General features: G+C 74.8%; 9 protein-coding genes and 5 tRNA genes. 6 read left to right on the plus strand and 8 right to left on the minus strand.

Features of this window, described 5'->3' with window-relative positions:
* Positions 1-36 precede the first annotated feature (36 nt).
* Together ACH4LD_RS13045 and ACH4LD_RS13050 are read right to left on the minus strand one after the other, a co-directional pair.
* On the minus strand, positions 37-858 hold the full coding sequence (locus tag ACH4LD_RS13045; RefSeq protein ID WP_132786533.1) for an aminodeoxychorismate lyase: 822 nt from the start codon (positions 856-858) through the stop codon (positions 37-39).
* Positions 855-1,910 (minus strand): chorismate-binding protein, encoded by a 1,056-nt coding sequence (locus ACH4LD_RS13050; protein WP_398055848.1) that lies wholly within the window; start codon positions 1,908-1,910, stop codon positions 855-857. Before ACH4LD_RS13050 ends, ACH4LD_RS13045 begins: the two co-directional genes overlap by 4 nt.
* A gap of 178 nt (positions 1,911-2,088) precedes the next feature.
* On the opposite strand from ACH4LD_RS13050, the gene ACH4LD_RS13055 reads away from it, so the two are divergent.
* The 5 genes from ACH4LD_RS13055 (at position 2,089) to ACH4LD_RS13075 (ending at position 2,559) form a co-directional block, all read left to right on the plus strand.
* Positions 2,089-2,161: transfer RNA gene (locus ACH4LD_RS13055), tRNA-Gly, on the plus strand.
* 38 nt (positions 2,162-2,199) lie between these two features.
* A tRNA-Cys gene (locus tag ACH4LD_RS13060) sits at positions 2,200-2,273 on the plus strand.
* Between the two features lies 1 nt (position 2,274).
* Positions 2,275-2,346, plus strand: a tRNA-Val gene (locus tag ACH4LD_RS13065).
* Between the two features lie 40 nt (positions 2,347-2,386).
* Positions 2,387-2,458 (plus strand) — tRNA-Val (locus ACH4LD_RS13070).
* Between the two features lie 29 nt (positions 2,459-2,487).
* Positions 2,488-2,559 (plus strand) — tRNA-Val (locus tag ACH4LD_RS13075).
* Positions 2,560-2,622: 63 nt separating this feature from the next.
* On the opposite strand, the gene ACH4LD_RS13080 is transcribed toward ACH4LD_RS13075, so the two are convergent.
* The 3 genes from ACH4LD_RS13080 to ACH4LD_RS13090 all read right to left on the minus strand — a co-directional run bounded on the left by ACH4LD_RS13080 (position 2,623) and on the right by ACH4LD_RS13090 (position 4,679).
* Positions 2,623-2,916 carry a zf-TFIIB domain-containing protein gene (locus ACH4LD_RS13080; RefSeq protein ID WP_078611708.1) on the minus strand — a complete coding sequence of 98 codons (294 nt, stop codon included), beginning with the start codon at positions 2,914-2,916 and terminating at the stop codon, positions 2,623-2,625.
* 80 nt (positions 2,917-2,996) lie between these two features.
* Positions 2,997-3,959 (minus strand): phosphotransferase family protein, encoded by a 963-nt coding sequence (locus tag ACH4LD_RS13085; protein ID WP_398055967.1) that lies wholly within the window; start codon positions 3,957-3,959, stop codon positions 2,997-2,999.
* Between the two features lie 543 nt (positions 3,960-4,502).
* Positions 4,503-4,679, minus strand: coding sequence for a hypothetical protein (locus ACH4LD_RS13090; protein WP_030654904.1), 177 nt, complete (start codon positions 4,677-4,679; stop codon positions 4,503-4,505).
* Between the two features lie 602 nt (positions 4,680-5,281).
* On the opposite strand from ACH4LD_RS13090, the gene ACH4LD_RS13095 reads away from it, so the two are divergent.
* Entirely contained in the window at positions 5,282-6,754 is a 1,473-nt protein-coding gene (locus ACH4LD_RS13095; protein WP_398055847.1) for a serine/threonine-protein kinase, read from the plus strand.
* Between the two features lie 42 nt (positions 6,755-6,796).
* On the opposite strand, the gene ACH4LD_RS13100 is transcribed toward ACH4LD_RS13095, so the two are convergent.
* From ACH4LD_RS13100 to cobT, 3 genes are all read right to left on the minus strand, one after another.
* Positions 6,797-7,618: a TrmH family RNA methyltransferase gene (locus ACH4LD_RS13100; RefSeq protein ID WP_398055846.1), complete on the minus strand. Its 822-nt coding sequence runs from the start codon at positions 7,616-7,618 to the stop codon at positions 6,797-6,799.
* Between the two features lie 83 nt (positions 7,619-7,701).
* Positions 7,702-8,934 carry a uroporphyrinogen-III C-methyltransferase gene (gene cobA / locus ACH4LD_RS13105; RefSeq protein ID WP_398055845.1) on the minus strand — a complete coding sequence of 411 codons (1,233 nt, stop codon included), beginning with the start codon at positions 8,932-8,934 and terminating at the stop codon, positions 7,702-7,704.
* A gap of 141 nt (positions 8,935-9,075) precedes the next feature.
* A complete protein-coding gene (gene cobT, locus ACH4LD_RS13110) occupies positions 9,076-13,917 on the minus strand; it encodes a nicotinate-nucleotide--dimethylbenzimidazole phosphoribosyltransferase (protein WP_398055844.1) in 4,842 nt (1,613 codons plus the stop codon).
* Between the last annotated feature and the right edge of the window lie 239 nt (positions 13,918-14,156).

The following is a 14,156-nucleotide window of genomic DNA, read 5'->3' on the forward strand; positions in this document are numbered from 1 at the left end:
CCACGACGACCACCGGACGTCAGCCCGTTTTCCGGCTCAGGGGTCCAGGTCCCGCCCGGCGTGCTCGTCGAAGATCCGCATGGCCTCGGCGGTCACCGGGCCGCCGGTGCCGGGCAGTTCGCGGTCGTCGATCTGGTGCAGGGCCTGTACGTCCCGCAGGGTCGAGGTCAGGAAGACCTCGTCGGCGCTCCGGAGGACGTCCAGCGGCAGGTCGGTCTCCTTGGCGCCGACCCACTCGACGACCAGGGCCCGGGTGATGCCGGACAGGCAGCCCGAGGTGACCGGCGGGGTGTGGATCTCGCCGTCCAGGACGACGAAGACGTTGGACCCGGTGCCCTCGCAGAGCTGTCCGACCGTGTTGCCGAACAGTGCCTCGGAGGCGCCGTGTTGATGGGCGCGGGCCAGGGCGACGACGTTCTCCGCGTACGAGGTGCTCTTCACGCCGGCGAGGGCGCCGCGTTCGTTGCGGGTCCAGGGGACGGTGATCGCGGCCGTGGAGTCGGGGCGGCGGCTGGTCTCGCCTACGGCGACGACGAGCGTCGGACCCTGTTCGCCGCGGTCGGAGCCGAGCGGGCCGTGGCCTCCGGTGTAGGTGATCCGCAGCCGGCCCAGCGGCACCGGGTCGGCCTCCAGGACGGCCGCGCAGGCGCGGCGCACCTCGTCGTGGTCCGGGTCGGGCAGGCCGAGGCTGCGGGCCGAGCGGGTCAGCCGGTCCAGGTGCCGGGTCAGCGCGAAGGGCGTGCCGTGGACCGCCTTGACGGTCTCGAAGACGCCGTCGCCGACGGTCAGCCCGTGGTCGAGGACGGAGATCCTGGCGGATTCCAGGTCCCGCAGCTCGCCGTCCAGCCAGATCTTCACAGGAGCGCCCCCTCTGTCTCGTCGTACGCCCCCGACGCTACCGCGAGCAGCCGGGACGCCTTCAGCTCGGTCTCGCGCCACTCCCCCTCCGGATCGGATCCCCAGGTGATGCCGGCCCCGGTGCCGAAGCGCAGGGCACCCGCGGCGCGGTCGATCCAGAAGGTGCGGATGCCCACGGCCAGCTCGGCGGTGCCCCGGTCGGCGTCCACCCAGCCGATGCCGCCGCAGTACGGGCCGCGCGGTGCCGTCTCCAGCGCCTCGATGATCGTCAGGGCGCTCGGCTTGGGGGCGCCGGTGACCGAGCCGGGCGGGAAGGCCGCGGCCAGCAGCTCCGGCCAGCCGGTGTCCGCCCGCAGCTCGCCGCGCACCGTCGAGACGAGGTGGACGAGCCCCGGGTGCTTCTCCACGGCGCACAGGTCGGGGACGGTCACGCTGCCGGTCGCGCAGACGCGGCCGATGTCGTTGCGGACCAGGTCCACGATCATCACGTTCTCGGCGTAGTCCTTCTCCAGGAGGTCCGCCTCGGTGCGCCCGGTGCCCTTGATCGGTCCCGACTCGACCGTACGGCCGTCCCGGCGCAGGAACAGCTCGGGCGAGGCGGTGGCGATCTCCACACCGTGCTCCGGCAGCCGGATCGTTCCCGCGTACGGCGCCGGGTTGCCGCGGGCCAGCAGGGCGGTCAGGGCGTCCACGTCGGCGCCCGGGTCGACCGGCGCGCTGAGCACGCGGCAGAGGTTGGCCTGGTAGACCTCGCCGGCCGCGATGTGCTCGCGGATGCGGTGGACGGCCGCCGTGTACGCGGCGCGGTCCAGGGAAGAGGTCCAGTCCCCCGGCCGCGGGCCCCGCCATCCGCCGGGCACCGGCGCGGGCACCGGCTCCTCGCGTACGTCAGCGAAGCGCGCGCAGGTCAGGCGGCCCTCGAAGTCCGCGCAGACGGCCCAGAAACCGGTGGAGTCCAGGGCGGCCGGATCGCTGGTGACGTCGAGGAGGCCGGTGGCGACACGGTCGCCGAAACGGGCCAGCGGGGGGAGTCCGGATGGGTGGTGGAGCACGTGGTCGAGTCTAGGGCGGGTGTCCGGAAGGTGGCTCCGGGATGTCCCGGCGGGGGCCCTGACCACGGGGTCCGTCGGGTGCACCGCAGCACGCTGGGCAAACGCGTTTTTGTACTGGCCCGGGAATCCGCTAGAGTTCAACACGTCGCCGGGACGCGGAAGCGGACCGAAACGACAGGCGGACGTAGCTCAGTTGGTAGAGCGCAACCTTGCCAAGGTTGAGGTCGCGAGTTCGAGCCTCGTCGTCCGCTCGAAGGAGAAGGGGTCGTCCCGATCCCCTTACACTCCTGGTGGAGTGGCCGAGAGGCGAGGCAACGGCCTGCAAAGCCGTCTACACGGGTTCAAATCCCGTCTCCACCTCCAAGGACGATTAGCTCAGCGGGAGAGCGCTTCCCTGACACGGAAGAGGTCACTGGTTCAATCCCAGTATCGTCCACTGGATCTTCGGATCCTGGGTCTTCTCGAAGATCCCGCCCGCGCGATTAGCTCAGCGGGAGAGCGCTTCCCTGACACGGAAGAGGTCACTGGTTCAATCCCAGTATCGCGCACTGTCTGTGACTCACGGGTCACAGCCCGCGGACGATTAGCTCAGCGGGAGAGCGCTTCCCTGACACGGAAGAGGTCACTGGTTCAATCCCAGTATCGTCCACACAGCAAGGAGCCCCCGGCCGTCTCGTGCGGCCGGGGGCTTCTGCGTGTGCTCGGCCGGGGATCAGCTGGAGAACAGCATGTGACCGAAGCTCTTGTGGCGCTGGTGGCCGTAGTGACCGTGGCCGCCGTGGCCGCCGTGCGGGGCGCCCCAGGCGGGCGCGGGCGGAGCCGCCGGGTAGGCCTGCGGGGCGGGCGGGGGCGGCGGGGCCGGCTGCGACCACTGGGCCTCCAGGCGGGTCAGCGCCTCCAGCTCGCCGTAGTCGAGGAATATGCCGCGACAGCCGCTGCACTGCTCGATCTGGACGCCGTTGCGGTTGTAGGTGTGCATCGGCGCATGGCACTTCGGACACTGCATGGTCGGCTCAACTCCTCGCCGGTCGGTCCTGCTTCGTGTTTCCCCAGGACAGACTCCGTCCGGTCCCGGGCGGTTGCAGCCTAGTCCGGGAATCCGGGCGCGGGCCGAGGGGGACGCGCGAGGCCGGCGGGGACGGACGGCATGCGCGCGCACGCGTCCACCACGGCCTGTTCCACCTCGTCCAGCGGGCGGTCCGCGGCGAGCGCCTTCGTGACCGCCAGGGCCGCCGTCTGCACGGTGAGCGCGCGGGCCGGGACGTCCAGGGCGGTCCACGGGTCGCCGTCCGCGGGTACGGCCGGGCCACCCGCCCGCCGGTAGGCCGTCAGGAAGCGGGTCCACTCGTCGGGCGGGAGCAGTCCGCAGGCGTACCAGGCGGCGGGGCGGGCGAGGTCCCAGGCCGGGACACCGGCGCCGAGGTCGTCCACGTCGATCAGCTTCCACGGGCCGTCCGGTGCCGGGTGCCGGACGAGCTGGCCGAGGTGCAGGTCGCCGTGGCAGAGGGCCGGCGGGCCGGGCATCGGCGCCTGCGCGCGCGCCCAGGCGGGCAGGGCGGCCCAGGCGGCCAGGACGGGACGGGCGGCTGCGCGCGCGGCCCCGCCGGGCGTGGCGCGCAGGGTCGCCCGGAGGCGGTCGAGCGCGCGGACGGCTTTGTCGGGGCCGCGCATCGGGGGAAGGCCGGCGGGCACGGGGGTGCGGTGCAGACGGGCGAGGAGGGTGGCGGCGGCCTCCCAGGGAGCGGCGTCCGGGTCGTCCGGGTCCACGGGGACGCCGTACGGCCAGAAGGTGACCAGGCGGTCGTGCAGGGTCGCCGCGTCCGGGGTGAGTGGGGGCAGGAGCACGTCGGGGAGACGCGCGGCCGTGGCGACGCGGAGGGTGAGTGCGGCGGGGTCCGTGTCCGGGGCGTGGGCCTTGGCGACGGTGGCGTCGTGGCGGACGACGGTGGCGTCCCGGCGGTCGGCGAGGGGGGTGCTGGGGCAGCAGCAGGGGGTGGTGGGGGTACGGGGGTGAGCGGCGGCCTTGGCTCGGTCGGCCAGCGCGGACATGAGGGCGGCGGGGTTGTCGGTTCCGGCGGGTTCGGGGTGGGTGTCGGTATCGGTGTCGCTGCCGGTGTCTTCGGTCAAAGGGGGCCTCGGGCGGGGTGTGGTGTCGGAGCGAGAGTACTGGGGCGGGGCTACGAGGTTGCGGCACGCTGCCGGTGGCCGGTGGCCGGTGACGGGTGACGGGTGACGGGAACGCTCGCCCGCGCTGACGGGGTGCCGCTGCGCCCACCCGTGCCGCCCCAGCGGCACGACTGCCCGCAGCTACGGCTGCTGTGGAGCGCGGCACACTGCGGTCCCCCAGGGGCGCGGGAACTGCGCGACCAGCCCCCGCTCGGCCGCAGCCGGCACACGACCGGCCCTGAACGGCCCCCACGCGCCCGCAGCCCGCACGCGACCCGCGCGGTGACGGTGCTGGAGAAACGGCCAATGCCGGCGCAGCTCCCCAGCTGCGCCGGCATTTGTGCCGTCCGCCGTACCCCCGTCCCCACGGGGTTTCATGGATCGATGTCCCCGCCCGGACCGCTCTTCCGGGCCTGGGGTCGCCGCTCAGCGCCCCAGCATCGCACCCACGGACGACGCCTGTGTGGCCACCGTCTCCCAGCCGTCGAAGACGAGCAGGAGCAGGGCCGCCAGGGGAAGGGCCATGAGCGTCGCCACCAGGGGGTGGCGACGGCCCGTCCGGCGGGGGGCGAACGCCGTGCGTCGCGGTGCCGTGTAGGCCATGGTCCCTCTCCTGACCGTTTCGGTTGTCGTCGGCAGCGGCGGGTGTCTGACCTCGGGGGACGAGTGCTGCACCCGCCGCTTGACCTCAAATCTAGGCGCGCGGTGCCCACCGGGCGTCATGCCCGCGTACCGATTGCCGGGCCTCCATGAGGATGAGCCATGACCTGCGACGTACTCCCCTGGGTGGAGACGCGGGCCGGTGTCTCGGGGTCTTCCCGGAGGGGTAGCCCGTTCTGTCCCGTTATTTCCGGCGTGCTCTATGGGGTGAGTTGAGTGACTTCGATCACTCCCGTCCGGGTCGGAGGGAGTGTCGGGGGTGGACCGGGATCCGGGGCGCGGGCGCGGCCACGGGTCGCCGCCGCCCACGGGCCGGTGGGCGTCCGGACCCCTGCGCCGCGCCCAGCGGGATGCCAACCTCCCTGCCACGCCGACCGGTTGAGGTGCCGGGTGGCGCGAAGTCGCCGTCGGCCGGAGCCTCCTGACCGCGTTTCACCTCCCCCGGACGGCCGACACAATCCATCCGGCCCGGAGGGCGCGGCCTCTGCGCGCAGGCGGCCGTGGAAACGTAAGCTGTGCCACGTCACAGGGACCGGGCAGCGGGGATGAACATGGCGATGATGCGCCTGAGGCGCGAGGACCCGCGCGTCGTCGGCTCGTTCAGGCTTCACCGACGGCTCGGCGCGGGCGGGATGGGCGTGGTCTATCTCGGCTCCGACAAGAAGGGGCAGCGGGTCGCTCTGAAGGTGATCCGGCCGGATCTGGCGGAGGACCAGGAGTTCCGGTCGCGGTTCGCGCGCGAGGTGTCGGCGGCCCGGCGGATCAGGGGCGGGTGCACGGCCCGGCTGGTCGCCGCGGACCTGGAGGCCGAGCGGCCCTGGTTCGCCACCCAGTACGTACCGGGCCCGTCGCTGCACGACAAGATCGCCGAGGAGGGCGCCCTCGGCGCGGCGGACACCGCGGCGATCGGCGCGGCCCTGTCCGAGGGACTGGTCGCCGTGCACGAGGCCGGGGTCGTCCACCGGGACCTGAAGCCCTCCAACATCCTGCTGTCCCCGAAGGGGCCGCGGATCATCGACTTCGGCATCGCCTGGGCCACCGGCGCCTCCACGCTCACCCACGTGGGCACCGCGGTCGGCTCCCCCGGCTTCCTCGCTCCGGAGCAGGTGCGCGGCGCGGCGGTCACGCCGGCCACCGACGTGTTCTCGCTGGGCGCGACCCTGGCGTACGCCTCGACCGGCGACTCGCCCTTCGGGCACGGCAGTTCCGAGGTGATGCTGTACCGGGTGGTGCACGAGGAGCCGCAGCTGTACGGCGTACCGGACGCGCTGGCCCCGCTGATCCGGGCGTGCCTGGCGAAGGACCCCGACGAGCGGCCCAGCACGCTCCAGCTCTCGCTGCGGCTGAAGGAGATCGCCGCCCGGGAGGCGCAGGGCCTGGACGGCGTACGGCCGCCCTCGCCGCGGGCCGCCGAGGCGGACCGGCCCACCGGACGGCTCGCCGACACCTATCCCGAGCAGCAGCGCACCCAGCGGCGCGCCTCGCCCGGTACGCCGCTGCCGCGCGGCGGAACTCCCGCCCGGGGTGGTGCGCCCGTGTCCTCCAGGGGCGGGGTGTCCTCGCGGGGCGAGATGCCGTCCCGTGGCGGGGCGTCCTCGCGCGGCGGGGTGCCCTCACGCGGTGGCAGCGGTGCGCGCGGTGGCGGTGCCGGGTCCTCCGCCCGGGCGGGTACGGCGCGTCCCACCCCGGTGCCGCGCGGCGGCGGCCCGCGCTCCGGTGGCGGCCGGCCCGCTCAGCGCGGCGGTTCCGGCCGGCCGGGGCAGCGCCCGGCGGGCAGCCTGCGGCGGCCGGCCAATCCGCGGCTGCTGCGGCAGCGGTTGTTCGTGTTCGTGGTGGTGACGCTGCTCGTGGCGCTCGGGATCGCGGTGGCCCAGGGCTGCCAGGGGCCGGCGCGCGGGCTCGGCGACGACGGCGTCCCCCGGCAGCAGCACACCCAGCCGGGCCACCCGCCGCTGGGCGACGCGACGTTCGTACCGGACCCGAACCAGACGGCTGTGAGTCGCGACGCCGGTAACTGAGGGCCGCGTCCGGAAGGCTCCGTCGGGGCGGGGTGTGCCGGGTCAGGACTCCGGCCGGCCCGTGGCCACCGCGTAGAAGGCCACCGCGGCCGCCGCGCCCACGTTGAGCGAGTCGACGCCGTGGGACATCGGGATGCGGACCCACGCGTCGGCGGCGGCCAGCGCCTGCCTGGACAGCCCGTCGCCCTCGGCGCCGAGCATGAGCGCCACTCGGTCCATCCGGTGCGGGGCGGCCTCGTCCAGGGTGCGGGCCTTGTCGTCCGGGGTGAGCGCGAGCAGGGTGAAACCGGCCTCGCGCACCACCGAGTCCAGGCCCTTGGGCCAGGTCTCCAGCCGGGCGTACGGTACCGAGAACACCGCTCCCATGGAGACCTTGACGCTCCGCCGGTACAGCGGGTCGGCGCAGTCGGGCGACAGCAGGACGGCGTCCATGCCGAGGGCCGCCGCCGAGCGGAAGATCGCGCCGATGTTGGTGTGGTCGTTCACCGACTCCATGACCACCACCCGGCGGGCGGAGCGGAGCAGTTCGCCGGCCGTCGGCAGCGGTCTGCGCTGCATGGAGGCGAGGGCGCCGCGGTGCACGTGGTACCCGGTGACGCGTTCGGCGAGCTCGGGGCTGACGGCGTAGACGGGGGCCGGGGATTCGTCGATGACGTCGCGCATCACGTCGATCCACTTGGCCGAGAGCAGCATCGACCGCATCTCGTAGCCGGCTTCCCCGGCCCTGCGGATGACCTTCTCGCCCTCGGCGATGAACAGGCCCTCGGCGGGCTCGCGCTTGCGGCGCAGCTCGACGTCGGTCAGGCCCGTGTAGTCGGCCAGGCGCGGGTCGTCGGGGTCCTCGACGGTGATGAGATCGGCCACGGGGTGATACTGCCTTGTCCTGGGTGTGGTGCCAACGGCTGGGAGGGGTGGGTCACCCCGGGTCACGCGTGATCAGGGCAAGGTCACGCCGAAGGCGCGGGACCGACCCGCACCACCTCGCCGATGACGATGACCGCCGGGGGCTTCACGTCCTCGGCGCGGACCGTCTCGGCGACCGTGGCGAGGGTGGCGTCCACGCGCCGCTGCGCGGCCGTCGTCCCCTCCTGCACCAGGGCGACCGGCGTCTCGGGCGACCTGCCGTGCGCGACGAGCGTCTCGGCGATCTTCCCGATCTTGTCGACGCCCATCAGGACCACCAGGGTGCCGGTGAGCCTGGCCAGCGCGGGCCAGTCGACCAGGGAGCGCTCGTCGTCGGGCGCCACATGGCCGCTGACCACCGTGAACTCATGGGCGACGCCCCGGTGCGTGACCGGGATGCCGGCCGCGCCCGGCACCGAGATCGAGCTGGAGATGCCCGGGACCACCGTGCACGGGATGCCGGCCTCGGCGAGCGCGTGGACCTCCTCCATGCCCCGGCCGAAGACGAACGGATCACCGCCCTTGAGCCGGACGACCGCCTTGCCCTGCTTGGCGTGCTCGACGAGCGCGTTGTTGATGGCCTCCTGCGCCATGTACCGGCCGTACGGGATCTTCGCCGCGTCGATCACCTCGACGTGCGAGGGGAGTTCGGCGAGCAGGTCCCGCGGACCGAGCCGGTCGGCGATGACGACGTCCGCCTCGGCGAGCAGGCGCCGGCCGCGGACCGTGATCAGGTCGGGGTCGCCCGGGCCGCCGCCCACCAGGGCCACACCCGGGGTGCGGGTGCGGTGGTGCGGGGCGACGAGGGTGCCGTCGCGCAGCCCCTCGACGACCGCGTCCCGGATGGCCGCGGTGTGCCGGGGGTCGCGGCCCCGCGCGTGCGTGGTGAGTACGGCGACGGTGACGCCCTCGCTGTGGCCGGTCGCCGGGGTCCACGCGGTCGCCTGGTCGGCGTCGTCGGACCGGACGCACCAGACGCGGTGGCGCTCCGCCTCGGCGGAGGCGGCCGTGTTCGCCGCGGGGTCGCTGGTGGCGATGAGGGCGTACCACGCCTCGGCGAGGTCGCCGTCCTCGTACCCACGCCGCACCCAGGTGATCTCGCCCGCGTCCGCCATGGCCTCGACCGAGGGGGTCGCCTCCGGGGAGACGAGGACGATGTCCGCGCCGGCCGCGATGAGCGCCGGGAGGCGGCGCTGGGCGACCTGGCCGCCGCCGAGGACGACCACGCGACGGCCGGAGAGGCGGAGGCCTACGGGGTAGGCGGGGTGTTCGGCCATGAGGGACGGCTCCTCGTGCAGCTGTGCGATGGGCGCGCTGCACCTTCGGAGCGGCCCTGACGTGCAGATTTTAAGCGGTGGGCGGGGCACGGGACACGGGTGGTCCGCAGGCTGAACACCGGACCACCCGTGCCGCGGTGCCTACTTCTCCGTGACTCCCGCCGAATCGAACGTGGCCACCTCGTGCATGGCACGCGCCGTGCTCTGCACCAGCGGCAGGGCGAGCAGGGCGCCCGTGCCCTCGCCGAGACGCAGGTCCAGGTCGACCAGGGGACGCAGGCCCAGCTTGTTCAGGGCCGCCACGTGGCCCGGCTCGGCGCTGCGGTGGCCGGCGATGCAGGCCGCGAGGACCTCCGGGGCGATGGCGCGGGCCACGAGGGCCGCCGCGCCGGCGCTGACGCCGTCCAGGATCACCGGCGTACGCAGCGAGGCGCCGCCGAGCAGCAGGCCCACCATGGCCGCGTGCTCGAAGCCGCCGATCGCCGCGAGGACGCCGATCGGGTCGGCCGGGTCCGGCTGGTGGAGTTCCAGGGCGCGGCGGACGACCTCCGTCTTGCGGGCGAGCGTCTCGTCGTTGATGCCCGTGCCGCGCCCGGTCACCTCGGCCGGGTCGGCGCCGGTGAAGACGGAGATCAGCGCGGCGGACGCGGTGGTGTTGGCGATGCCCATCTCACCGGTGAGCAGCGCCTTGTTGCCGGCCGCCACCAGGTCGCGGGCGGTCTCGATACCGACCTCGATGGCCGCCCGGGCCTCCTCGCGGGTCATCGCGGGGCCGGTGGTCATGTCGGACGTGCCGCCGCGGATCTTGCGGGGCAGCAGGCCGGGGGTGGCCGGCAGGTCGGCGGCGACGCCCACGTCGACGACGCACACCTCGGCGCCGACCTGGCCGGCGAAGGCGTTGCAGACGGCACCCCCGCCGAGGAAGTTGGCCACCATCTGGGCGGTGACCTCCTGCGGCCAGGGGGTGACGCCCTGGGCGTGCACGCCGTGGTCGCCGGCGAAGATGGCGACGGCGGCGGGCTCCGGGATCGGCGGCGGGCACTGCCGGGAGAGCCCGCACAGCTGTGCGGAGATGATCTCCAGCATGCCGAGCGCGCCGGCCGGCTTGGTCATGCGCTTCTGGCGCTCCCACGCCTCGCCGAGCGCCTTGGCGTCGAGCGGGCGGATCTGTGCGACGGTCTCGGCAAGCAGGTCGTGGGGTTCCTCTCCGGGCAGGGCGCGGCGGCCGTACGTCTCCTCGTGCACCACCCAGGACAGGGGGCGTCGCTTGGACCAGCCGGCCTGCATCAGCTCGGGCTCGTCCGGGAACTCGTCGACGTACCCGACACACAGGTAGGCGACGACCTCCAGGTGCTCGGGCAGGCCGAGCGCGCGGACCATCTCCCGCTCGTCGAAGAAGCTGACCCAGCCGACGCCGAGGCCTTCGGCGCGGGCGGCGAGCCAGAGGTTCTCCACCGCGAGCGCCGAGGAGTAGGGCGCCATCTGCGGCTGGGTGTGACGGCCGAGCGTGTGCCGGCCGCCGCGGGTGGGGTCGGCGGTGACGACGATGTTGACCGGGGTGTCGAGGATGGCCTCGATCTTCAGTTCCTTGAACTGCTTGGCCCGGCCCTTCGGCAGCGACTTGGCGTACGCCTCGCGCTGCCGCATCGCCAGTTCGTGCATGGTCCGCCGGGTCTCGGCGGACCGGATGACGACGAAGTCCCAGGGCTGCGAGTGGCCCACGGACGGCGCGGTGTGCGCGGCCTCCAGGACTCTGAGCAGCACCTCGTGCGGGATGGGGTCGCTGCGGAAGCCGTTGCGGATGTCGCGGCGCTCGCGCATCACCTTCAGGACGGCCTCGCGCTCGGCGTCCGCGTAGCCCGGCGCGGCGGGGCCGGTGGACTGTCGTGCTTCCGCCACCGCGGCCGTGCTCTCTTCCTGATCGGCGGCCCTGGTCCGCAGGTCCTCGGCGTGCTGGACGACGTCGGGGGTGAGCTCCCCGGCCGGCTCGCCGTCGCGGGGTGCCGGCACGACGAGGGGGTGCGGCGGGGTGGGCGCCAGGTGCGGGGTGGTGGGCACCTGTCCCTCCACCGGCACGAACTCACCGAGCGGCCGCGGATCCGCCCCCACGGGGAGCCCGGAGGGCAGCGGCTGCTCCGGGTTCTGCGCGGGGCCCTGCGGCCGAGGGGCGTCGGCTACGGCGGCGCCCGGCGCCGCGTCCGGCTGCGGGGCGGCCTGCGCGGCCGGGGCGTCGACGGCCTGCGGGACGCTCTCGGCGAGCTGCGGGCCCTGGAGCACGACCGGCTCGGTCACCTCCGCGGCCTCGGCGGTGCCGTCACCGGCGAGCGGGGCGGGGGTCTGCGACGCGTCGGCCGGGGCCGCGGGCTGCGGTGCCCGGGAGCCGACGGCGGTCTGGGCGGCGGTCGGCTGTGCGGCCTGGGCGGCGACGGCGGGCTCGGCGGCCTGGGCGAGTGCCGGGGCGGCGCCGTCGACCGTCGCCTGGGTGGGTGCCAGGGCGGCGCCGTCGACCGTTACCTGGGCGGTGGCCGCGTCGGGAGTCGGGGCCGCGTTCTGGGCGACAACCGCGTCGGTGGCTTCGCCCACACCCTGGGGAGCGACCGCATCGGCCGACTCGACCGCTCCCTGGGCACCGGCGGACGCCTGGGCCTCGGCGGGAGGCTGGGGTTGTGCGGCGTCGGCAGCGTGCGCGACGGCAACCTGCTGTGCTCCGGCGTGCTGCGGCTCGTCGGCCATCTGCTCGGCGCCGGCTGGCTGCGCCGGGTTGGCGGGTTGCACCGCGCCGACGGCCTGCCCGGCGTCGGCGGCCTGCGACGCGTCGGGAATCTGAGCGCCGCCGTTGACCGGCGCATGCCCCTCGGGAATCTGAGCGCCGCTGTCGGCCTGCGCGTGTCCCTCGGGCTGCCCGACTCCGGCGATCTGCTCGGCGCCGGTGGGCTGCGCGGGGTGGGCGGGGTGCGACGCGTCGACGGCCTGCCCGGCGTCGGCGGCCTGCGGCGCCTCGGGAATCTGAGCGCCACCGTTGACCGGCGCGTGCCCCTCGGCCTGTACGGCTCCGGCGATCTGCTCGGAACCGGCCGGCTGCGCGGCGTCGACGGACTGCGGCGCAGCGGCGGCCTGTCCAGCGGCGGCGGCCTGCGGAACCTCCGCGATCCGTCCGCCGCCGGTGACCTGCGCCGCGTCGGCAACCTGCGCGGCACCCTCGGGCAGCCCAGCTGCGGCGATCTGCTCGGCGCCGGTCGGCTGCGCCGGGTCGGCGGGCTGAACCGCGCCAGCGGCATGCAGGTCAGGAGCGGTCTGAGGAGCATCGGCGATCGGCGCGCCTTCGGCGGACTGCGCCGCGCCGGCAGCCTGCGCCGCGCCCTCGGGCAGCCCAGCTGCGGCGATCTGCTCGGCGCCGGTCTGCTGCGCCGGGTCGGCGGGCTGTACCGCGCCAGCGGCATGCAGGTCAGGAGCGGTCTGAGGAGCTTCGGCGATCGGCGCGCCTTCGGCGGACTGCGCCGCGCCGGCAGCCTGCGCCGCGCCCTCGGGCAGCCCAGCTGCGGCGATCTGCTCGGCGTCGGCCGGCTGCGCCGGGTCGCCGGGCTGTACCGCGCCAGCGGCATTCCCGGCAACGGCGGCCTGAGAAGCCTCAGCAGCCTGCGCATCGTCGGCAGCCTGGGAAGCCTCAGCAGCCTGCGCACCCTCGGCGGACTGCACCGCGTCGGCAGCCTGCGCGACCACAGCAGCCTGCGCGGGGTCGGCGAGAGGGGCCGCGTCGGCGGGCTGGGCGGTGGCCTGCGGCGCAGCGGCTCCGTCCCCGGCGCCTGGGTCCTGTCCGGCGTCCGCGGTCCGCGCGGCCGCAGTGGCGTCGGTGGGCTGCGCCGTTTCGTCCGGCTGCACGTCATCGGCCGGTGCCGGCGGCTGAGGCGCCGCCTCGGCCGACGTACCGGCGACCGGAGCCGCGTCCGCAGCCCCCTCGGCGCCGGTGGCCTCCGAAGGCAGCGCGCCGGTCGGCACGGCCTGTCCCGGCGCGGCCTCGGCCGGAACGCTCTGGTCCGCCGGGACCGTCCCGGGGACCTCCGGGGCCTCCGGCATCGGGGGCACCTGGCCTGTCCCGGCCTGCTCAGCGCCTCCTTCAGCTCCCTGCACACCGACGTGCGCCGGCTCTGGGGCTTCGTCAGCGGCCTGTACGGCCGGGGGCGCCGCGTCGGCGACGGCCCCGGCCTCACCGGAAGCCACGTCCGCCCCGGCCACGCCCACCTGCGCACCCTCGGCACCCGGCGTCACCGGTGCCGTGTACACCCCGTCGTGCGCGTGGACCGGCTGGGCCCCGTCATGGCCGTGGACGACCTGAACGTGGCCGGTGTCGGTCGGGGACGACGCCTGGCTGGTGAGGCGGGCCACCGTGGCCTGGGCCGGGTCGGACGGGCCAACCGTTTCGTCAGCCGGGGCCTGGGTGGCGACCTGTGCCGCGCCCCAGGGGGCCGCGCTCTGCGGAGCCGCCTGCGACTGGGCGTCGAGGTATTCGGGGCCGCTCGCCACCGGTCCGGGCTGCCGTACCGGCGCTCCGGCGGGGCCGCGGTCGGCGAGGGAACGGACCGGGCTGGCGGAGGCGTCGGGGATCGGCGGGCCGAGGTGCAGCGGGCGGCGCGGGGGCTGCGGGGCGGCCGCCGGGTCGTGCGGCGCCGAGAGGATGGGCGACGGCGGCACCGATGCCGGGGCCGGGTTGGGCAGGCGGACACCGCTGAGGTCGACCGAGCCACTGTCACGGCCGGACGTCTCGTGCGGGCCCGGCTCGTGGACGGCTTCCACCACCGGTTCCGGAGCGGGTGGCGGCACCTCGTTGCCCCACGCGCCCTGGGCACCCGGCAGCAGCAGGTCTTCGTCCTCGGCGGGAGCCTCGGAGAGGTAGGTGTACGCACCGTGCGCGGGGACGCCCGGCTGCTCCACCATGCCTGCGCTCTCCGGCTGCCCCTCGCCCGGGACCTGGCCGGTGTCGGTCATGCGTACCCCTCGCCCATCGGTTAGTGCTCCTACGACCAGCTCACCCGGAACGGCGCACCGACCGCCCGCAGTGAAGAACGAGCGTCCGTGCCCAGCGGCACGAACGACCCGCCGGAAAAGGCGACAAAGCCATTCAGTGGCATTGTCCCGGTCGTCGTGCCGTCGCGACAGCAAGATCCGCGACAGCACGCTGTGGACTGCGCCACGTTGCGCATCCTCCGGTTCCGCCGTACCACACC

It is taken from the genome of Streptomyces sp. NPDC017676 (assembly GCF_044329325.1).
Classification (GTDB): Bacteria; Actinomycetota; Actinomycetes; order Streptomycetales; family Streptomycetaceae; genus Streptomyces.